The 19,036-nt window shown below is 64.4% G+C and carries 18 protein-coding genes; 11 read left to right on the top strand and 7 right to left on the bottom strand.

Annotation, left to right across the window (positions count from 1 at the left end; all coding sequences use genetic code 11):
• Positions 1-108 precede the first annotated feature (108 nt).
• From CAF78_RS17620 to CAF78_RS17610, 3 genes are all read right to left on the bottom strand, one after another.
• Positions 109-1,647, bottom strand: coding sequence for an APC family permease (locus tag CAF78_RS17620; protein ID WP_085676484.1), 1,539 nt, complete (start codon positions 1,645-1,647; stop codon positions 109-111).
• Positions 1,648-1,765: 118 nt separating this feature from the next.
• Positions 1,766-2,521, bottom strand: coding sequence for a gamma-glutamyl-gamma-aminobutyrate hydrolase family protein (locus CAF78_RS17615; protein ID WP_085676485.1), 756 nt, complete (start codon positions 2,519-2,521; stop codon positions 1,766-1,768).
• Between the two features lie 4 nt (positions 2,522-2,525).
• Complete coding sequence (locus tag CAF78_RS17610; RefSeq protein WP_085676486.1) at positions 2,526-3,908, bottom strand: glutamine synthetase family protein; 1,383 nt, start codon at positions 3,906-3,908, stop codon at positions 2,526-2,528.
• A gap of 206 nt (positions 3,909-4,114) precedes the next feature.
• On the opposite strand from CAF78_RS17610, the gene CAF78_RS17605 reads away from it, so the two are divergent.
• The 5 genes from CAF78_RS17605 to CAF78_RS17585 all read left to right on the top strand — a co-directional run bounded on the left by CAF78_RS17605 (position 4,115) and on the right by CAF78_RS17585 (position 8,865).
• Positions 4,115-4,987: a LysR family transcriptional regulator gene (locus tag CAF78_RS17605; RefSeq protein ID WP_079230321.1), complete on the top strand. Its 873-nt coding sequence runs from the start codon at positions 4,115-4,117 to the stop codon at positions 4,985-4,987.
• 261 nt (positions 4,988-5,248) lie between these two features.
• Complete coding sequence (gene rpoZ, locus CAF78_RS17600; protein WP_016394025.1) at positions 5,249-5,512, top strand: DNA-directed RNA polymerase subunit omega; 264 nt, start codon at positions 5,249-5,251, stop codon at positions 5,510-5,512.
• A gap of 59 nt (positions 5,513-5,571) precedes the next feature.
• Positions 5,572-7,680, top strand: a complete 2,109-nt coding sequence (spoT, locus tag CAF78_RS17595; protein WP_085676487.1) for a bifunctional GTP diphosphokinase/guanosine-3',5'-bis pyrophosphate 3'-pyrophosphohydrolase — start codon at positions 5,572-5,574, stop codon at positions 7,678-7,680.
• Positions 7,681-7,703: 23 nt separating this feature from the next.
• Positions 7,704-8,084, top strand: a complete 381-nt coding sequence (locus tag CAF78_RS17590) for a RidA family protein (protein WP_043199829.1) — start codon at positions 7,704-7,706, stop codon at positions 8,082-8,084.
• 55 nt (positions 8,085-8,139) lie between these two features.
• On the top strand, positions 8,140-8,865 hold the full coding sequence (locus CAF78_RS17585; RefSeq protein WP_085676488.1) for a hypothetical protein: 726 nt from the start codon (positions 8,140-8,142) through the stop codon (positions 8,863-8,865).
• A gap of 137 nt (positions 8,866-9,002) precedes the next feature.
• Here CAF78_RS17585 and CAF78_RS17575 read toward each other — a convergent pair whose 3' ends face one another.
• Complete coding sequence (locus CAF78_RS17575) at positions 9,003-9,860, bottom strand: SDR family oxidoreductase (RefSeq protein WP_085676489.1); 858 nt, start codon at positions 9,858-9,860, stop codon at positions 9,003-9,005.
• A 191-nt stretch (positions 9,861-10,051) separates the two neighbouring features.
• Here CAF78_RS17575 and exbB point away from each other — a divergent pair, with 191 nt between their 5' ends.
• The 6 genes from exbB to CAF78_RS17545 all read left to right on the top strand — a co-directional run bounded on the left by exbB (position 10,052) and on the right by CAF78_RS17545 (position 16,756).
• On the top strand, positions 10,052-11,011 hold the full coding sequence (gene exbB / locus CAF78_RS17570) for a tonB-system energizer ExbB (RefSeq protein WP_085676490.1): 960 nt from the start codon (positions 10,052-10,054) through the stop codon (positions 11,009-11,011).
• 3 nt (positions 11,012-11,014) lie between these two features.
• Positions 11,015-11,443 carry a TonB system transport protein ExbD gene (gene exbD / locus CAF78_RS17565; protein WP_085676491.1) on the top strand — a complete coding sequence of 143 codons (429 nt, stop codon included), beginning with the start codon at positions 11,015-11,017 and terminating at the stop codon, positions 11,441-11,443.
• Entirely contained in the window at positions 11,440-12,171 is a 732-nt protein-coding gene (locus tag CAF78_RS17560; protein WP_085676492.1) for an energy transducer TonB, read from the top strand. Before exbD ends, CAF78_RS17560 begins: the two co-directional genes overlap by 4 nt.
• Before the next feature lie 94 nt (positions 12,172-12,265).
• Positions 12,266-13,192 carry a hydrogen peroxide-inducible genes activator gene (locus CAF78_RS17555; protein WP_085676493.1) on the top strand — a complete coding sequence of 309 codons (927 nt, stop codon included), beginning with the start codon at positions 12,266-12,268 and terminating at the stop codon, positions 13,190-13,192.
• A gap of 3 nt (positions 13,193-13,195) precedes the next feature.
• Positions 13,196-15,274: an ATP-dependent DNA helicase RecG gene (gene recG, locus CAF78_RS17550; RefSeq protein ID WP_085676494.1), complete on the top strand. Its 2,079-nt coding sequence runs from the start codon at positions 13,196-13,198 to the stop codon at positions 15,272-15,274.
• Between the two features lie 78 nt (positions 15,275-15,352).
• Positions 15,353-16,756 (top strand): aminoacyl-tRNA deacylase and HDOD domain-containing protein, encoded by a 1,404-nt coding sequence (locus tag CAF78_RS17545; protein WP_085676495.1) that lies wholly within the window; start codon positions 15,353-15,355, stop codon positions 16,754-16,756.
• A gap of 127 nt (positions 16,757-16,883) precedes the next feature.
• Here the strand turns inward: CAF78_RS17545 and CAF78_RS17540 are convergent, their stop codons facing one another.
• The 3 genes from CAF78_RS17540 to CAF78_RS17530 form a co-directional block, all read right to left on the bottom strand.
• Positions 16,884-17,258, bottom strand: coding sequence for a helicase (locus tag CAF78_RS17540; protein WP_085676496.1), 375 nt, complete (start codon positions 17,256-17,258; stop codon positions 16,884-16,886).
• A 145-nt stretch (positions 17,259-17,403) separates the two neighbouring features.
• Positions 17,404-17,700, bottom strand: a complete 297-nt coding sequence (locus tag CAF78_RS17535; RefSeq protein ID WP_050707543.1) for an HU family DNA-binding protein — start codon at positions 17,698-17,700, stop codon at positions 17,404-17,406.
• 187 nt (positions 17,701-17,887) lie between these two features.
• Positions 17,888-19,036 carry an NAD(P)/FAD-dependent oxidoreductase gene (locus CAF78_RS17530; RefSeq protein WP_085676497.1) on the bottom strand — a complete coding sequence of 383 codons (1,149 nt, stop codon included), beginning with the start codon at positions 19,034-19,036 and terminating at the stop codon, positions 17,888-17,890.

Raw genomic sequence — 19,036 nt, 5'->3', positions numbered from 1 at the left:
CTTCGCGGGCAAGCCCGCTCCCACAGGAAAATCACTGCCCTTGAGGCCTGTGCAGTACCTGTGGGAGCGGGCTTGCCCGCGAAGGGGCCGCTAAGCGGCCCCCAATAGTCAGTCTTGAAGTGGCAGGGTGGCCTGCTGACGCAGGGTAGCCCCCAGGAAGTAGGCCGGCGCACGCATCCGCGAAATCATCATCAGCACGATCCCCAGTGCCGAAATGATCGCCGCAATCACGAACACCAACCCCAACCCGGCCACATGCGAACCGCTGCCGAAGTCCGGCGAGGCGCTGTCGATGGCCGTGCGCACGAAGATCACCGACAGGATCACCCCACCCACCAGCGGGCACAGGCCGCGCATGAAGAAGTGCCGCAGGCTGCCGAACAGGCTGTCGCGGAAATACCAGACACAGGCGAACGCGGTCAGCGAATAGTAGAAGCAGATCATCATGCCCAGCGCCGTGATGGTGTCAGCCAGCACGTTCTCGCTCAGGGTGCGCATGGTCACGTAGAACAGGCCTGCCGCCACACCAGCGCAGATGGTTGCGTAACGCGGGGTCTGCGAACGCGGGCAGACGCTGGCGAACTTCTGCGGTACCGCGCCGTAGTAACCCATGGCCAGCAGCGTGCGCGCCGGCGACACGAAGGTCGACTGCAGCGACGCTGCGGTGCTGGCCAGTACCGCGATCGACATCAGGATCGCCAGCGGCCCCATCACTGGCCCGGCCAGGTGCGCGAACACGTTTTCCTGGATGCGCGGGTTGTTCAGGCCCAGGCCCTGTTCGCTGATGCCGGCGAACTGCAGGGTGGCGATGGCAGTGACCAGGTACAGGCCGAGGATCAGCAGCACCGTCCAGGTTGCCGCCTTGCCCGGCACTTCGTCGCTGCCGATCGACTCTTCGCTGACGGTCAGGCAGACGTCCCAGCCCCAGAAAATGAAGATCGACAGTGACAGCCCGGCGGCAAAGGCCGAGAACGACTCGACACCGAACGGGTTGAACCAGGCGAAATCGAACTCCAGCGGTGGCGGCGCGGTGGTGCCGCCGAATGCCGCGAAGGCGAAGCCGAGCAATACCATGAGCTGCAGCGCCACCAGGCCGTACTGCACAGTCATGGTGGTGGCCATGCCACGGCAGCAGATCCACACGGCCATGGCAATGAACACGCAGCAGGTGGTGATATTGATCAACAGGTTGTCGGCCAGGGCCGCCAGTTCATGGTGGCCGGTGATCTGGCTGAGGAACAGATAGAAGAAGTCGACGGCGACACCCGCCAGGTTGGACAGCACGATGGTGGTGGCAACGACCAGCCCCCAACCACCGATCCAGCCGATCATCGGGCCAAAGGCACGGGCCGACCAGGTAAACGAAGTGCCGCTGTCCGGCTCCGCCGAATTCAGCTCGCGGTAGCCCAGGGCAACCAGCAGCATCGGCAGGAAGCCGACGATGAACACGGCGGGAAGGTGAGCACCGACCTCACGTACTGTCGGGCCAAGGGCGCCGGTCAGGGTGTAGACCGGGGCGATGGTGGAAATGCCCAGCACCACGCTGGCCAGCAGGCCAAGGCGGCCCTTGGCCAGGCCTTTGCTGCGCTGAGTGCTGCCCGAGTCGGCCACGTCGGGTGGGCGGCCGGCTTCTGTGTAATTGCTCATGAGTTTTTGCCGTAACTATTGGAATTGTTTTCACAGGCCCTGTTCCCAGGGCCTGCTTCCACTCATTGAAAGCGCGCTGCCGGGGGTGAGTCATCCCGGACTTTTGGCTGACGTGCTGTCAGGCCTCCCGTGCAGCATGGGCGATGCAGGCCTCGCGGAACGCCTGGAACAGGCTCCGGGAGACCGGGTTGTCGGCGAAACGCCATTCCGGGTGCCACTGCACGCCAAGCACAAAGCCCGGCGCGTCAGGCATCGACACGGCTTCGATCAGGCCATCCGGGGCCCTTGCTTCGACCCGCAGGCCAGGGGCCAGGCGGTCGATGCCCTGGCTGTGCAACGAGTTGACCTCGAATTGCGCAGCCAGGCCCAGGCGCTCGAACAGCCCGCCAGGCGCAACGCTGACGGGATGACGAGGGCCATATTGCACCTCCAGGGGTGCGTCCTCCGGTTCACGGTGGTCTTGGTAGCCGGGCAGTTCCTGCACGCGCTGGTGCAGGCTGCCGCCCAGGGCCACGTTCAGTTCCTGGAAGCCACGGCAGATGCAGAATACCGGCACACCGGCGGCAATCGCCGCCTGCAGCAGCGGCAGGGTCAGGCGGTCACGGGCAAGGTCGTGCCGGGTCCCTTCGACGCTGGCGGCGCCATTGTAATGATGCGGCTCGATATTTGAAGGCGAGCCGGTAAAAACAATGCCGTCGAGCCGGCCCAGAAGCGCACGGGTGTCGCTGCCGCCATCGCGGGCAGGCAGTATCAGTGGCAATCCGGCGAAGCCGGCGGCCTCCACATACTTGTCGCCCACCGTGTGCGACGAATTCTTCCCCACCTGCTGGCGGCAGGCGCTGATACCGATCAAGGGGACCGCAATTGCGCTCATGGGCTTACACCGTGTGCAGGTACCAGTTGTACTCGAGGTCGGAAATCGAAACTTCGAACTCGGCCAGCTCGCTTTCCTTGCAGGCCACGAAGATATCGATGTAGTCCGGGCTGATGTATTGGTTGAGGACTTCGCTGTCATCCAGCGCACGCAGGGCGTCGCGCAGGTTGTTCGGCAGGCTCTGCTCCAGCTGCTCGTAGGAGTTGCCTTCGATCGGAGCACCCGGCTCGATCTGGCTGGTCAGGCCGTGGTGGATGCCGGCCAGGATCGCCGCCAGCATCAGGTACGGGTTGGCATCGGCGCCGGCCACGCGGTGCTCGATGCGCACGTTGTCGCTGCTGTCGGTCGGTACGCGCACGGCTACGGTGCGGTTGTCCAGGCCCCAGCTCGGCGCGTTCGGCACGTAGAACTGCGCACCGAAGCGGCGGTAGGAGTTGATGTTCGGGCACAGGAAGGCCATCGATGCCGGCATGGTCTCCAGCACGCCGCCAATGGCGTGGCGCAGGGCGTCGCTTTGCAGCGGGTCTTCGTGGGCGAAGATGTTCTTGCCGGTTTTCTTGTCGAGCAGCGAGATGTGCACGTGCAGGCCATTACCCGCCTGACCCGGATAGGGCTTGGCCATGAACGTGGTGTCCATTTCATGGTCGTAGGCGACGTTCTTGATCAGGCGCTTGAGCAGGATCGCGTAGTCGCAGGCCTTCATCGGGTCGGCAACGTGGTGCAGGTTGACCTCGAACTGCGCCGGGGCGCTTTCCTTGACGATGGCATCGGCTGGCAGGCCTTGCTCCTTGGCCGCTTCGAGCATGTCCTGCAGGCAGTCGGCGTATTCGTCGAGGTCGTCGATCAGGTACACCTGGGTCGACTGCGGGCGCTTGCCCGAAGTGGGCGAGCGTGGCGGTTGCGGGCGGCCGTTGAGGTTGTCCTGGTCGATCAGGTAGAACTCCAGCTCGAACGCGGCGCAGATATCCAGGCCCATGGCGTCGAACTTGCTCACCACCTGGCGCAGCACTTCGCGCGGGTCGGCGAAGAACGGCTCACCGTCCAGCTCGTGCATGGTCATCAGCAACTGCGCGGTCGGGCGCTTCTGCCATGGCTCGTCGCACAGCGTGCCGGCAATCGGGTAGCAGATGCGGTCGGCGTCGCCGATGTCCAGGCCAAGGCCAGTGCTTTCCACGGTCGAGCCATTGATGTCGAGGGCGAACAACGAGGCCGGCAGGTTGATGCCCTTCTCGTACACCTTGTGCAGGCTGGCGCGCTCGATGCGCTTGCCGCGTACCACGCCGTTCATGTCGGAAATCAGCAGATCGACGTACTGCGTATCCGGATGGGCCTGAAGGAAGTCATTCATCTCGCTGGAAGTACTGGCGCACGGGGTGACCGACGTCATGGCTTACATCCTATGATTTGCTGCGGCGATGTGGGGGATACGGCTGGCGCCTCACGGGCGACGATGGTTGCAGCTGTTGTTTTTTTCACTTTCCCATCGTGGGGATTGGTTACCCGACCGGGCGCATTGATTCCCGGGGGCCGTTTCACTATAAAATGGCCCTCACGCAACAGACATTGGCAATTCGGCAAGCAGAGCGTGCACCAATGCAATATCAAATTACCCACGCCGACCTCTCCCTGGTCCTGGCACTGGAACGCGGGCGCTCACTGGCCAAGGCCGCCGAACTGCTCAAGGTCGACGTTTCGACCGTGTTCCGCTCGATCCGCCGGCTGGAGTCGGCGCTCGGCACCGCGCTGTTCGTGAAAAGCCGCAAAGGCTACCTGCCAACCGACACTGCCCAGGCCCTGGCCGAGCAGGCCGAGCGTGCCGAGCAGGCGCTGGATGCCGCACGCATCGCCATGACCAGCGGCGAGCAGGTGGTCAGCGGCACCGTGCGCCTGACCTGCACCGAGGCGGTGATGCACAGCCTGCTGCTGCCGGCGCTGGCGGCGTTCATGCCGAACTACCCGGCGTTGTCGCTGGAAATGGGCACCTCCAACACCTTCGCCAACCTCAGCCGGCGCGATGCCGACATCGCCCTGCGCCTGACCAATACGCCGCCGGAACATCTGGTGGGGCGTTGCCTGGGCTCCACCTCTTATGTGATCTGCGGTCAGCCGCAGTGGCGCGAGCGCTTGAACGCATCCGCCAGCAGCGTGCCGTGGATCGCCCCGGACGACTCGATGCAGGACCACCCCACCGTGGTCTGGCGCAATCAGCAGTACCCGGGGCTGAGCCCGCGCTATCAGTGCAGCGGCATGTCGACCATCGCCCAGCTGGTGAGCACCGGGCTGGGCGTGGCGGCGCTGCCTGACTATATGGTGGACGCGCTGCCGGGTGTTGACGCCTTGAGCGGGCCGCTGCCGGGCTGCGATACCCAGTTGTGGCTGCTGACCCGGCCGGATTGCCGGGCGTTGCGTTCGGTGCAGACGCTGTTCGAGGAGCTGACGCCGCGGTTGCGGGATGCGATGCTCTGAGGTTATCGTCGGGGTCATGTATCGAGGGCGTCTGTTGCGGCCCTTTCGCGGGCAAGCCCGCTCCCACATGGTGAGCGCTGCTGATGAGAAATGCCATCATTCCTGTGGGAGCGGGCTTGCCCGCGAACAAACCAACACAGGGCTCGAAGGCGACCACCCGGTAAAACAGCGCTTCCCTATTGGCTGGTGATTTTTTAAACTATCGAGTCCGCCTGCCCATATTGGGCTGCACGCCTACCGCATTTGCTACTGAGGAAGACCATGGCCCGCGTAACTGTTGAAGACTGCCTGGAACACGTGGATAACCGTTTTGAGCTGGTCATGCTCTCGACCAAGCGCGCCCGTCAGCTGGCTACCGGCGGCAAAGAGCCACGCGTAGCGTGGGAAAACGACAAACCGACCGTGGTCGCCCTGCGCGAAATCGCCGAAGGTATCGTAACCCCTGAGTTCATCGCCGCCGAAGAGATCGTCACCGAGGATCCGGTCTTCGCCGCGTTCGAGGACGAGTCCAACGAGGCTGTCTGATCGATGCCCTGTCGACGTCGCGCGGCACAAGGCCCTCTTCCTCGGCAAGAGGTGAAACCATGCCGGGCATAGAAGCCTTAGCCGAACGGCTGTCGACCTACCTGGGCCCCGAACAGGTCAACCTGGTTCGCCGTGCCTATTTCTACGCCGAACAGGCACACGACGGGCAGCGCCGCCGCAGCGGCGAGCCCTACGTGACCCATCCGCTGGCAGTGGCCAGCATCCTCGCTGACATGCACATGGACCATCAGAGCCTGATGGCGGCCATGCTGCACGACGTGATCGAAGACACCGGCATCGCCAAGGAAGCCCTCTGCCAGCAGTTTGGCGAGACCGTGGCCGAACTGGTCGACGGGGTCAGCAAGCTGACCCAGATGAACTTCGAGACCAAGGCCGAGGCGCAGGCCGAAAACTTCCAGAAGATGGCCATGGCCATGGCCCGCGATATTCGCGTGATCCTGGTCAAGCTGGCCGACCGCCTGCACAACATGCGCACCCTGGAAGTGCTGTCGGGCGAAAAACGCCGGCGCATCGCCAAGGAAACCCTCGAGATCTACGCCCCCATCGCCAACCGCCTGGGCATGCACACCGTGCGCGTGGAGTTCGAGGACCTTGGCTTCAAGGCCATGCACCCGATGCGTTCGTCGCTGATCCACCGGGCGGTGAAGAGCGCACGTGGCAACCGTAAAGAGATCGTCGCCAAGATCGAGCACTCGCTGGCCAACTGCCTGGCCGCCGACGGCATCGAGGGCGAGGTCAGCGGCCGGCAGAAACACCTCTATGGCATCTACAAGAAGATGCGTGGCAAGCGCCGCGCCTTCAACGAGATCATGGACGTGTACGCCTTCCGCATCATCGTCGACAAGGTCGACACCTGCTACCGCGTGCTCGGCGCCGTGCACAACCTGTACAAACCGCTGCCCGGCCGCTTCAAGGATTACATCGCGATCCCCAAGGCCAACGGCTACCAGTCGTTGCACACCACGCTGTTCGGCATGCACGGCGTGCCCATCGAAATCCAGATCCGCACCCGCGAGATGGAAGAGATGGCCAACAACGGCATCGCCGCGCACTGGCTGTACAAGTCCAACGAGGACGAGCAGCCCAAGGGCAGCCATGCCCGGGCGCGTCAGTGGGTCAAGGGCATCCTCGAGCTGCAGCAGCGCGCTGGCAACTCGCTGGAATTCATCGAAAGCGTGAAGATCGACCTGTTCCCGGACGAGGTCTACGTGTTCACGCCCAAGGGCCGGATCATGGAGCTGCCCAAAGGCTCCACCGCCGTCGACTTCGCCTATGCGGTGCACACCGACGTCGGCAACAGCTGCATTGCCTGCCGTATCAACCGCCGCCTGGCACCACTGTCCGAACCGCTGCAGAGCGGCTCGACGGTGGAGATCGTCAGCGCCCCGGGCGCTCGGCCGAACCCGGCCTGGCTCAACTTCGTGGTCACCGGCAAGGCACGTACGCACATTCGCCACGCCCTCAAGCAGCAGCGCCGCTCCGAGTCGATCAGCCTTGGCGAGCGCCTGTTGAACAAGGTGCTGACCGGCTTCGACAGCAGCCTGGAGAAGATCCCGCAGGAACGTATCCAGGGCATTCTCGCCGAGTACCGCCTGGAGCTCATCGAGGACCTGCTCGAAGACATCGGCCTGGGCAACCGCATGGCCTACGTGGTCGCCCGCCGCCTGTTGTCGGCCGAAGGCGAACAGCTGCCGGCGCCGGAAGGCCCGCTGGCGATCCGCGGTACCGAAGGCCTGGTGCTGAGCTACGCCAAGTGCTGCACACCGATCCCGGGCGACCCGATCGTCGGCCACCTGTCAGCGGGCAAGGGCATGGTCGTGCACCTGGAAAACTGCCGCAACATCAGCGAAATCCGCCACAACCCGGAGAAGTGCGTGCAGCTCTCCTGGGCCAAGGACATCGCTGGCGAATTCAACGTCGAGCTGCGTGTCGAGCTTGAACACCAGCGCGGCCTGATCGCCTTGCTGGCCAGCAGCGTCAACGCTGCCGACGGTAACATCGAGAAGATCAGCATGGACGAACGCGACGGCCGTATCAGCGTGGTCCAACTGGTGGTCAGCGTGCACGACCGTGTGCACCTGGCGCGTGTGATCAAGAAGCTGCGTACCTTGACCGGCGTGGTCCGCATCACCCGCATGCGTACGTAGTCCGCCAACCGCAAGGAGTCATCATGAGCAAGACCGTCATCAACAGCGACAAGGCCCCTGCCGCTATCGGCACCTACTCCCAGGCGATCAAGGCCGGCAACACCGTCTACATGTCGGGCCAGATCCCGCTGGACCCGAAGACCATGGAGCTGGTCGAAGGCTTCGAAGCCCAGACCGTACAGGTGTTCGAGAACCTCAAGTCCGTGGCTGAAGCCGCTGGCGGTTCGTTCAAGGACATCGTCAAGCTGAACATCTTCCTCACCGACCTGAGCCACTTCGCCAAGGTCAACGAGGTGATGGGCCGCTACTTCGAACAGCCATACCCAGCCCGCGCCGCCATCGGCGTCGCCGCGCTGCCAAAAGGCGCCCAGGTCGAAATGGACGCCATCCTGGTCATCGAATGATGCCCCTGGTGACGGGCGCCCTGCCCGTCACCCTCCTCTGCAAGGTTATCCCGTCATGCGTCAAGCACTGCCCCTCGCGCTGGCAGCCCTGCTTCTGGGCGGCTGCGCCAGCCACAAACCCGAAGATTTCAACGGCACCTGGATCAACCAGGCTGCCATCAAGGCCGCCAGCAAAGGCGGCAGCCTGCGCCAGGCCCTGAACGAGCATGGCCCGGTGTTCGAGTGGAAGCTCGATGTCGCCCACCAGCAGGCCAGCTTCAGCAATGGCTTCGAAGCGGCCGACGGCCAGCTGAGCGCCAACCAGAAACAATGGCAGGCCAGCTTCGAAGGCGGCCAGACCGAACAGCTCGAACTTGATGGCGATGAACTGAAAGCCACCACCCAGAGCGGTGCCGAGCAGACCTTTGTACGCGCCAAGCAGCCCGGCAACGCGCCATTGGGCGGTAGCTTCGAGAAGGCGCTGTACCAGGCGTACCTCGGTGGCGACTGGAAGATCATCGAAGGCCAGGGCAAAGGCGGCACCGTACGCTTCAGCGATACCGGCAACGTCACCGGCCTGCCAGGCCCTGACCGTTTCGCCCTGTGCCTGGCCGGCGACTGCGCCAGCATGGGTGGCAACAACGACAGCCTGTGGCTTGAGCGCAACCAGCGCGGCGCGCCGTTCATCTTCAAGCGTGATGGCGACAAGCTGGCGATCTTCCAGGCGGTGAACACTGCCCAGGCAGACGAGATTCCGCAATTGGCGGCGGGTACTCAGCAGTGGGTGCTGGAGCGCGACTGAAGCCCGCCCCCAGGCGTACGCTGTACTTGTAGGAGCGGGCTTGCCCGCGAACACGGGCGAAGCCCGTGCCATACACCGCGGTGTCTTCTTCGCGGGTAAACCCGCTCCCACAGAAGATCACCGCGCGGGCCTATGGATCAGTGCTTGCCTTCCAAGATGGCCGCATAGCCTTCCTTGTAGCTCGGATACGCCGGCGCCCAACCCAACGCCCGCACCCGTGCATTGCTGCAACGCTTGCTGCCGGTACGCCGCACCCGCTGGTCTTCGGACCACTCGCTAACGCCCATGTACGCCCGCAGCCAGGCCACCACGTCGGCCAGCGGCGCCGGATCGTCATCGACGCCGATGTAGCAATCCTCCAGCGCCACGCCATCGGCATCGGCCTGCAGCAGGTACGCCATCAGGCTTGCAGCATCCTCGGCATGAATCCGGTTGCCATACAGCGGCGGCTCCTCGGCCACCCGATAGCCTTGTCGCACCTGGCTCAGCAGCCACTCGCGACCTGGGCCGTAGATGCCGGTCAGGCGAATCACGCTGGCAGGTAAGCCGCTCGCCAGCGCCAACCTTTCGGCCTCCAGCATCACCTTCCCGGAATAACCTTCAGGCTCGGTGACGGCGGTTTCGTCGATCCATTCGCCATCCTTTTGCGCGAACACGCTGCTGCTGGAGACGAACAGCAAGCGCCGCGGGCGCTGGCCGCGCTCGGCAAGCCACGCCAGCACGTGGCGCAAGCCGTCGACGTAAGCGGCCTGATAGCCCGCCTCGTCATGCTGGCTGGCGGCTACGCAATACACCAGATAGTCCGGCGAGCGCTGCGGCCAGGCTTGCGGGATGGCAGGGTCGGACAGCTCGGCAGCGATGGGCGCGACCCCCTCGGGCAGCTGCCCGACCGAGCGACGCAAGCCGCTGACTTGCCAGCCTTTGGCCAGCAGCTGGCGGGCCAAACGGCCGCCTACATCACCACATCCCACGATAATTGCGGAAAGGTCTGACATCACAAAACTCCCTAGACCAAAGGATCAGGCTAGCCGTATTACACGATAGGCGGCTAGACCATAGGTGAAAAAAGCAACAAGATTACTTTTGTTAACAAGAATTACTTGCAATAATGGCACCCCTATCTGTTCTCGGCCTATCTCGAGGCCTTGGAGAACGCTCACTTTCTTCTTCATCAGGTCCGGCCAGCATGACACGTACTCAACCTTCCGCTTCGCCAAACCCGTCGCGCGCCTGGCGCGCCATCGCCGCGCTGATGTTCAGCCTGGTGCTGGCCCCGATGGCCATGGCCGATGAGCCTGCTGCCCAAGCCGCCACCCCGGCTGCTGCAGCCGCCCCGGCCTCCCCGGCTCCGGCTGCTGCCGAAGGCCAGGCCGCTACCCCGGTCGATGCACCTGCTGCCACCGACCCGGCCGTTCAGGAACTGGTTGAAGACACCTCGCTGGGCATGGCCCACGACCTGTCCCCGTGGGGCATGTACAAGAACGCCGACATCGTCGTGAAAATCGTGATGATCGGCCTGGCCATCGCCTCGATCATCACCTGGACCATCTGGATCGCCAAGGGCTTCGAGCTGATGGGTGCCAAGCGCCGCCTGCGTGGCGAAATCGCCGCGCTGAAGCAGTCGGTAAGCCTGAAGGAAGCCAGCGCCGTCTCCAATAAAGAAGGCACCCTGGCCCACACCCTGGTCCACGATGCCCTCGAAGAGATGCGCCTGTCGGCCAACGCCCGTGAGAAAGAAGGCATCAAGGAACGCGTCAGCTTCCGCCTGGAGCGCCTGGTGGCCGCCAGCGGCCGCACCATGAGCAGCGGCACCGGCGTGCTTGCCACCATCGGCTCCACCGCACCGTTCGTGGGCCTGTTCGGTACCGTATGGGGCATCATGAACAGCTTCATCGGCATCGCCAAGACCCAGACCACCAACCTGGCCGTGGTCGCCCCGGGCATCGCCGAAGCCCTGCTGGCCACCGCCCTGGGCCTGGTCGCGGCAATCCCGGCCGTGGTCATCTACAACGTCTTCGCCCGCTCCATTGCCGGTTACAAGGCACAGGTGTCCGACGCCTCCGCCCAGGTACTGCTGCTGGTCAGCCGTGACCTGGACCACCAGGGCAGCGACCGCGCCGCCCCGCACATGGTGAAAGTGGGGTAAACCATGGGCCTGCATCTCAACGAAGGTGGCGACGACCTCGCCGAGAACCACGAAATCAACGTTACGCCGTTCATCGACGTGATGCTGGTGCTGCTGATCATCTTCATGGTCGCAGCCCCGCTGGCCACGGTCGACATCAAGGTCGACCTGCCGGCCTCGACTGCCAAGCCGGCACCGAGGCCCGAGAAACCGGTGTTCGTCAGCGTCAAGGCCGACCAGAAGCTGTATGTCGGCGACGATCAGGTAGCGACCCCTGAACAGCTTGGCCCGATGCTCGACGCCAAGACCAAGGGCGACAAGGAAACCACCATCTTCTTCCAGGCCGACAAGGGCGTGGATTACGGTGACCTGATGGAAGTGATGAACAACATGCGCGCGGCCGGCTACCTCAAGGTCGGTCTGGTAGGTCTCGAGACGGCAGCCAAGAAATGACGAAACCGCGCTCAAACGTGGCGCGCTACGGTGGCAGCCTGGCGATCGTGCTGGGCGTGCACGTGGTCGCCGTGCTGCTGACGCTCAACTGGTCGGTACCTCAGGCCATCGAGCTGCCCCCGGCAGCCATGATGGTCGAGCTGGCACCCCTGCCCGAGCCCGCGCCGCCGCCACCACCGAAAGCCGCCCCACAGCCACCGGCACCGGTCGAAGAACCGCCGCTGCCGAAGCTGGTCGAGGCGCCAAAACCGAAGATCGCCATCGCCAAGCCGCCCAAGCCGAAGCCCAAGCCTCAGCCACCGAAGCCTGAGAAGAAGCCTGAGCCGCCGAAGGATGAGCCGGCCAAGGAACAGGTAGCCGACACACCGCCAAGCAACACGCCACCGCAGAAGTCGGCGGCACCGGCGCCAAGCATCGCCGCCAACAGCCAGGCGCTGCCCACCTGGCAGAGCGACCTGCTGCGCCACCTGGCGAAGTACAAGCGCTACCCCGAGGACGCTCGCCGTCGTGGCCTGCAAGGCATCAACCGTCTGCGCTTCGTGGTCGACGCCGAAGGCAAGGTGGTGTCGTACTCCATGGCAGGCGGCTCCGGCAGTGCGGCCCTGGACCGTGCGACCATGGAAATGATCCGCCGCGCCGGCACGGTACCCAAGCCGCCAGCCGAGTTGCTGACCAATGGCACGATCGAAGTAGTGGCACCGTTCGTCTACTCGCTGGACCGTCGCTGATACTTTTGTTTCTGTCACAAATCGGCAAGTCTGATAACGTGCGTCTATCGATTGCAGCCGCTATGCTGGGCCCGCAACTTCATGGACGCACGTTATGACCCTCACAGAATTACGCTACATCGTCACGCTCGCCCAGGAGCAGCACTTCGGCCATGCTGCCGAGCGCTGCCACGTCAGCCAGCCGACCCTGTCGGTCGGGGTGAAGAAGCTTGAGGACGAGCTTGGCGTGTTGATCTTCGAGCGCAGCAAGAGCGCGGTGCGCCTGACCCCGGTCGGTGAAAGCATCGTGGCCCAGGCGCAGAAGGTGCTGGAGCAGGCCCAGGGCATTCGCGAACTGGCCCAGGCCGGCAAGAACCAGCTGACCGCCCCGCTCAAGGTCGGCGCCATCTATACCGTCGGCCCGTATCTGTTCCCGCACCTGATCCCGCAGTTGCATCGGGTGGCGCCGCAGATGCCGCTGTACATCGAAGAAAACTTCACCCATGTGCTGCGCGAAAAACTGCGCAACGGCGAACTGGACGCGGTGATCATCGCCTTGCCGTTCAACGAAGCCGACGTGCTGACCCTGCCGCTGTACGACGAGCCCTTCTGTGCGTTGATGCCGGCCGACCACCCGTGGACGGCGAAGAAGACCATCGACACCGCCATGCTCAATGACAAGAGCCTGCTGCTGCTCGGCGAGGGCCACTGCTTCCGTGACCAGGTGCTGGAAGCCTGCCCGACGCTGAACAAAGGTGGCGAAGGCTCCAAGCACACCACGGTCGAATCCAGCTCGCTGGAAACCATCCGCCACATGGTCGCGTCCGGCCTGGGTGTGTCGATCCTGCCGCTGTCGGCCGTACACAGCCATCACTATGCGCCAGGGGTGATCGAAGTGCGGCCGCTGACCCCGCCTGCACCGTTCCGCACCGTGGCCATTGCCTGGCGCGCCAGCTTCCCGCGGCCGAAGGCGATCGAGATCCTTGCCGACTCGATCCGCCTCTGCTCGGTGGCCAAGCCGGCCGTGGAACAAACGGCCTGATCCATGACTGAGCTGTCGAAGGTCTCGGTCACGGCGCTCAAGGGCGTAGGCGATGCCATGGCGGAGAAGCTCGCCAAGGTCGGCCTGGAGAACCTCCAGGACGTGCTGTTCCACCTGCCCCTGCGCTACCAGGATCGCACCCGTGTGGTACCGATCGGCCAGCTGCGCCCGGGCCAGGACGCGGTGATCGAGGGCGTGGTCAGCGGTGCCGACGTGACCATGGGCAAGCGCCGCAGCCTGGTGGTGCGCCTGGGTGACGGCACCGGCGTGCTGAGCCTGCGTTTCTATCATTTCAGCAATGCGCAGAAGGAAGGCCTCAAGCGTGGCACCCACCTGCGCTGCTACGGCGAAGCCCGCCCCGGCGCCTCGGGCCTGGAGATCTACCACCCGGAGTACCGAGCGCTCAATGGCGACGAGCCCGCGCCACCGGTCGAACAGACACTGACGCCGATCTACCCCTCCACCGAAGGCCTCACCCAGCAGCGCCTGCGCCTGCTCTGCCAGCAGAGCCTGGGCATGCTCGGCCCGCGCAGCCTGCCAGACTGGCTGCCCGACGAGCTGGCCCGCGACTACCACCTGGCGCCGTTGGACGATGCCATCCGCTACCTGCACAACCCGCCCGCCGATGCCGACCTCGACGAGCTCGCCGAAGGCCAGCACTGGGCCCAGCACCGCCTGGCCTTCGAAGAGCTGCTGACCCACCAGCTGTCGCAGCAACGCCTGCGCGAGAGCCTGCGCAGCCTGCGGGCGCCGGTATTGCCCAAGGCCAGGCGCCTGCAGGCGCAATACCTGGCCAACCTGGGTTTCCAGCCGACCGGGGCGCAGCAGCGGGTGGCCAACGAAATCGCCTATGACCTCAGCCAGCACGAGCCCATGATGCGCCTGGTGCAGGGCGATGTCGGTGCCGGCAAGACCGTGGTCGCCGCCCTTGCCGCACTGCAGGCCCTGGAAGCCGGCTACCAGGTGGCGCTGATGGCGCCTACCGAGATCCTTGCCGAACAGCACTACATCACCTTCAAGCGCTGGCTGGAGCCGCTGGGCATCGAAGTCGCCTGGCTGGCCGGCAAGCTCAAGGGCAAGGCCCGCGCCAGCGCCCTGGAGCAGATTGCCGGCGGCGCGCCCATGGTGGTCGGCACCCACGCGCTGTTCCAGGAAGAAGTCCGCTTCAAGCACCTGGCCCTGGCGATCATCGACGAGCAGCACCGCTTCGGCGTACAGCAGCGCCTGGCCCTGCGCAAGAAAGGCGTGGCCGGCGAACTGTGCCCGCACCAGCTGATCATGACCGCCACGCCAATCCCGCGCACCCTGGCCATGAGCGCCTATGCCGACCTCGATACCTCGGTGCTCGACGAGCTGCCACCAGGGCGCACGCCGGTGAACACCGTGCTGGTCGCCGACAGCCGTCGCTTCGAAGTGGTCGAGCGGGTCCGCGCTGCCTGCGCCGAGGGGCGCCAGGCCTACTGGGTGTGCACGCTGATCGAAGAATCCGAAGAACTGACCTGCCAGGCGGCCGAGAGCACCTTCGAGGAGCTGGGCAGCGCACTTGGCGAACTGCGCGTGGGCCTGATCCACGGCCGCATGAAGCCTGCCGAAAAGGCCGAGGTCATGGCCGAGTTCAAGCAAGGCAACCTGCAACTGCTGGTCGCCACCACGGTGATCGAGGTCGGCGTGGATGTGCCCAACGCCAGCCTGATGATCATCGAGAACCCCGAGCGCCTGGGCCTGGCCCAGCTGCACCAGCTGCGTGGCCGGGTTGGCCGGGGCAGCGCGGTAAGCCACTGCGTGCTGCTGTATCACCCACCGCTGTCGCAGATCGGCCGGGAACGCCTGGGTATCATGCGGGAAACCAACGATGGCTTCATCATCGCGGAGAAAGACCTGGAGTTGCGTGGCCCGGGCGAGATGCTTGGCACGCGTCAGACCGGCCTGTTGCAGTTCAAGGTCGCCGACCTGATGCGCGATGCCGACCTGCTGCCCGCCGTACGCGACGCGGCACAGGCACTGCTGGCACGCTGGCCGGATCATGTCAGCCCGCTGCTCGATCGATGGCTGCGCCACGGCCAGCAATATGGCCAAGTGTGACGACAGTCCCAGAATGGATCCAGTCTTGCCAACAGACTGGTTATACTTCGCATTTAAAAGAATTTGTGGATACAGACCATGACTGAAGTTGCCCTGGACACCGCAACCCCCCACGCACCGTCTGTCATCCGGCTGTTGCTCGAAAAACTGCACGTGGCCTTTGAAGAGGTAGCGGAACATCCAGAGCTGCCAGCCGCGTCGCGGGTACAGGCGATCCTGCTCGATGACGAAATTGGCGCTTTGCTGGTGCTGTTCCCGCAGAGCAAGCTACTGGACCTCAATCGCCTCGAAGAGCTGACCGGCCGCAAGCTCAAGGCAGTGCCGTTGCCACGCCTCAGGCAGATGCTCGACAAGCACCAGCTGAAGGCCTTGCCGGCCATTCCGGCGCTGACCAGCTCGCCCTGCCTGTACGAAGGCAAGCTGCTCGAGGCCGAACACCTGCTTATCCAGTCCGGCGAAGCCGGCCTGCTGCTGAAGGTGCACCGTGATGATTTCAAGCGCATGCTCGCCAAGGCCAGCGCCGGCAGTTTCGGCCAGCCTGTGCGCGACATTCGCCCCAACCTCGATCGCCCGGATGACGACCCCAAGGAAATCACCCTGGCGGTCCAGGCCTTTACGGCCCGGCGCATCCAGAAACGCCTGGAAGAGACCATCGAGATCCCGCCACTGGCCGACACCGCGCAGAAGATCATCAAGCTGCGGGTCGACCCCAACGCCAGCATCGACGACATCACCGGCGTGGTCGAAACCGACCCGGCCCTGGCCGCCCAGGTGGTCAGCTGGGCCGCTTCGCCCTACTACGCCTCACCCGGCAAGATCCGCTCGGTGGAGGACGCCATCGTCCGCGTACTGGGCTTCGACCTGGTGATCAACCTGGCCCTGGGCCTGGCGCTGGGCAAGACCCTGAGCCTGCCCAAGGACCATCCGCAGCAAGCCACGCCGTACTGGCAGCAGTCGATCTACACCGCCGCCATCATCGAAGGCCTGACCCGCGCCATGCCGCGCGCCGAACGCCCGGAGGCCGGCCTGACCTACCTGGCCGGGCTGCTGCACAACTTCGGCTACCTGCTGCTGGCGCACGTATTCCCGCCGCACTTCTCGCTGATCTGCCGCCATCTGGAGGTCAACCCGCACCTGTGCCACACCTACGTGGAACAGCACCTGCTGGGCATCAGCCGCGAGCAGATCGGCGCCTGGCTGATGAAGCTGTGGGACATGCCTGAAGAACTCTCGACTGCGCTGCGCTTCCAGCATGACCCCGCGTATGACGGCGAGTTTTCGGCCTACCCCAACCTGGTGTGCCTGGCGACCCGCCTGCTGCGCTCGCGGGGCATTGGCTCGGGGCCACAGGAGCAGATTCCGGATGAGCTGCTGGAGCGTCTGGGGATCACCCGGGACAAGGCCGAGGACGTGGTGAACAAGGTGCTCGAGGCCGAAGCCTTGCTGCGGGACCTGGCTTCGCAGCTCAACGCCCCGCATTAAGGCGGCCGACTAACCTGTGGGAGCGGGCTCGCCCGCGAAGCGGATATAGCGGTGCATGGCACCGGCTGCGCCGGTGTTCGCGGGCAAGCCCGCTCCCACAAAGTCGCGGATCAACCCAGGGAATGCATCAGCCTTTCTTCTTTGGTTTCAGGTACTTCATCAGCCCCTGGAACCACATCACCAGCGCCGGATTGCCCTTGATCTGGATGTGCTTGTCCTGAATGCCCTGCATGAACGCCAGCTGTTTGTTGCCTGCCTGCATCGTGGCAAAGCCGTAAGCCGCATCCTTGAAGGCAATGGCAAAGGCCGGCTGCGGATGGCTGCCTCCCTTGCTGCTGATGCGCTCGCCGCTGACGATGAAGTGCCGCGCCACCTTGCCGTCCAGCGTCTGCATCTGGAACACCAGGTCCTTGCCCTTGAGTTGCTGCTGGAACGCCGGGTTGTTGCGGCTGGCCCTGGCCATCAGCAGCCCCATGGCCCAGAGAAGAAAGCGAAACTTCATCAACGCGCCTCGAATGAAAAATGACTGAAGCGCGCAGTTTATCCTTTTCCTGAACTATTTACGCAAGTTCGCAACACTTCCCCTCCAGAATGCATAACGGGCGCCCTGGGGCGCCCGCTTGGATGACACTGGGGTCAGCAGTCGATCACTTTTTCTTGGCTGGCTTGGCGGGTGCGTTGACGCTGTCGCGCAGGTTCTTGCCAGGCTTGAAGGCAACGGTGTTGCTGGCCTTGATCTTCACCGGCTGACCGGTTTGCGGGTTCTTGCCAGTGCGGGCACCACGATGACGTTTTTCAAAGGTCCCGAAACCGACCAGGGTGACCGTGTCCTTGTCCAGGGCACCGGTGATGCTGTCGAGAATGGCGTTCAGCACCTGGTTGGCCTTTTCCTTGGTCAGGTCGGCCTTTTCGGCGATGACAGCGGCGAGTTCTGGTTTACGCATAGTGAAGCCTCTTTGACGGGATTTCTTGTTGTTATGCCGTGCTGCCATTGAAGCAGCGTTCAAGGCACCGCAGGCTCTAATCTGCGGCAGACGGAAGTGAGAATGGCACGCCCACCGAGGCCGCGCCAGTATCAGGGCGGCCATTGTGCTGGCAACAACAGGATAAATCCGACAGAACGCCCGCTATTCACGCCATCAGGGCGGGTAACTGCCGATTCAGCGCGAGTTTTTCCATGACCGCGCTGCCGGTCAGGGCATAGCCGAGCAACTGCCCGTCGGCGGCGTGGCAGAGCACTTTCAGGTCGCTGCCCTGCCCTTCGACCTGCCAGTTGCCTTCGCGGCCTGCTGGCGGCGGTGAGACCACCAGCGGGCACGCCGGGGTCTTCACGGTGATCGGCATCGGCCCGTAGCTGACCTGGGTCGGGTTGCCGGCCAGGGTCTGCGCCAAGGCACGGGCGCAGGCCATCAAGGGCATCACATACAGCAGGTTGATGCCGTCGACTTCGGCGCAGTCGCCCAGGGCGAAGATGTTGCTGTGCGAGGTGCGCAGCTGGCGGTCAACCACCACGCCGCGGTTGGTCTGCAACCCGGCGGCGGCGGCGAGGTCGGTTCGTGGACGCAGGCCGATGGCCGACACCACCAGATCGCAGGCGATCACTTGCCCATCGGACAGGTGTGCCTCTAGCCCTTCACCCGCCTGTTGCAAGCGGGTCAGCACCGGGCCGAGGTGAAAACGCACGCCCAGCCCTTCCAGGCCGCCTTGCACGGCAGCGGCGGCAGCCGGGTGCAGCAAGGTCGGCATGACCTGTTCGCAAGGCGCCACCACATCGACCTGGAAGCCGCCCAGGCGAATGTCGTTGGCAAATTCGCAGCCGATCAGGCCGGCGCCGAGAATCAGCACACGTTGCTTGCCCGCGGCAGCGGCACGGAAACGCGCATAGTCTTCCAGGTCGTTGATCGGGAACACTCGCTCGGCACCCTCGCCTTCGACCGGCACCTGCACGGTCTGCGCGCCCCAGGCCAGCACCAGGTCGCGATACTCGATCGCCTCTTCCCCGACCCACAGGCGCTTGTGGCCCGGATCGATGCCGCTGATGCGGGTATGGGTGCGGATCTCGGCCTTGAGCTGCTCGGCCATCACGCCAGGTTCGGCCATGCACAGGCCATCGGCATCCTTGTGTTTGGCAAAGCCGGTGGAAAGCATGGGCTTGGAATAGGAGCGGCCGTCATCGGCGGTAATCAGCAGCAGCGGCGTGTCGCCATCGAGCTTGCGAAATTCACGGGCCAGGTTATAGCCGGCCAGGCCGGTACCGATAATTACCACGGGGGACGTCAT

The organism is Pseudomonas sp. R28(2017), from assembly GCF_002112505.1.
Taxonomy (GTDB): Bacteria; Pseudomonadota; Gammaproteobacteria; order Pseudomonadales; family Pseudomonadaceae; genus Aquipseudomonas.
The sequence above is the reverse complement of the archived record's forward strand: the minus strand, read 5'-3'. Positions and strand labels throughout refer to the sequence as shown.

Excerpts from the sequence above, each read along its gene's own strand:
- CAF78_RS17620 (WP_085676484.1), bottom strand. The coding sequence starts at position 1,647 with ATGAGCAATTACACAGAAGCCGGCCGCCCACCCGACGTGGCCGACTCG.
- CAF78_RS17615 (WP_085676485.1), bottom strand. The coding sequence starts at position 2,521 with ATGAGCGCAATTGCGGTCCCCTTGATCGGTATCAGCGCCTGCCGCCAG.
- CAF78_RS17610 (WP_085676486.1), bottom strand. The coding sequence starts at position 3,908 with ATGACGTCGGTCACCCCGTGCGCCAGTACTTCCAGCGAGATGAATGAC.
- CAF78_RS17605 (WP_079230321.1), top strand. The coding sequence starts at position 4,115 with ATGCAATATCAAATTACCCACGCCGACCTCTCCCTGGTCCTGGCACTG.
- rpoZ (WP_016394025.1), top strand. The coding sequence starts at position 5,249 with ATGGCCCGCGTAACTGTTGAAGACTGCCTGGAACACGTGGATAACCGT.
- spoT (WP_085676487.1), top strand. The coding sequence starts at position 5,572 with ATGCCGGGCATAGAAGCCTTAGCCGAACGGCTGTCGACCTACCTGGGC.
- CAF78_RS17590 (WP_043199829.1), top strand. The coding sequence starts at position 7,704 with ATGAGCAAGACCGTCATCAACAGCGACAAGGCCCCTGCCGCTATCGGC.
- CAF78_RS17585 (WP_085676488.1), top strand. The coding sequence starts at position 8,140 with ATGCGTCAAGCACTGCCCCTCGCGCTGGCAGCCCTGCTTCTGGGCGGC.
- CAF78_RS17575 (WP_085676489.1), bottom strand. The coding sequence starts at position 9,860 with ATGTCAGACCTTTCCGCAATTATCGTGGGATGTGGTGATGTAGGCGGC.
- exbB (WP_085676490.1), top strand. The coding sequence starts at position 10,052 with ATGACACGTACTCAACCTTCCGCTTCGCCAAACCCGTCGCGCGCCTGG.
- exbD (WP_085676491.1), top strand. The coding sequence starts at position 11,015 with ATGGGCCTGCATCTCAACGAAGGTGGCGACGACCTCGCCGAGAACCAC.
- CAF78_RS17560 (WP_085676492.1), top strand. The coding sequence starts at position 11,440 with ATGACGAAACCGCGCTCAAACGTGGCGCGCTACGGTGGCAGCCTGGCG.
- CAF78_RS17555 (WP_085676493.1), top strand. The coding sequence starts at position 12,266 with ATGACCCTCACAGAATTACGCTACATCGTCACGCTCGCCCAGGAGCAG.
- recG (WP_085676494.1), top strand. The coding sequence starts at position 13,196 with ATGACTGAGCTGTCGAAGGTCTCGGTCACGGCGCTCAAGGGCGTAGGC.
- CAF78_RS17545 (WP_085676495.1), top strand. The coding sequence starts at position 15,353 with ATGACTGAAGTTGCCCTGGACACCGCAACCCCCCACGCACCGTCTGTC.
- CAF78_RS17540 (WP_085676496.1), bottom strand. The coding sequence starts at position 17,258 with ATGAAGTTTCGCTTTCTTCTCTGGGCCATGGGGCTGCTGATGGCCAGG.
- CAF78_RS17535 (WP_050707543.1), bottom strand. The coding sequence starts at position 17,700 with ATGCGTAAACCAGAACTCGCCGCTGTCATCGCCGAAAAGGCCGACCTG.
- CAF78_RS17530 (WP_085676497.1), bottom strand. The coding sequence starts at position 19,036 with ATGACGTCCCCCGTGGTAATTATCGGTACCGGCCTGGCCGGCTATAAC.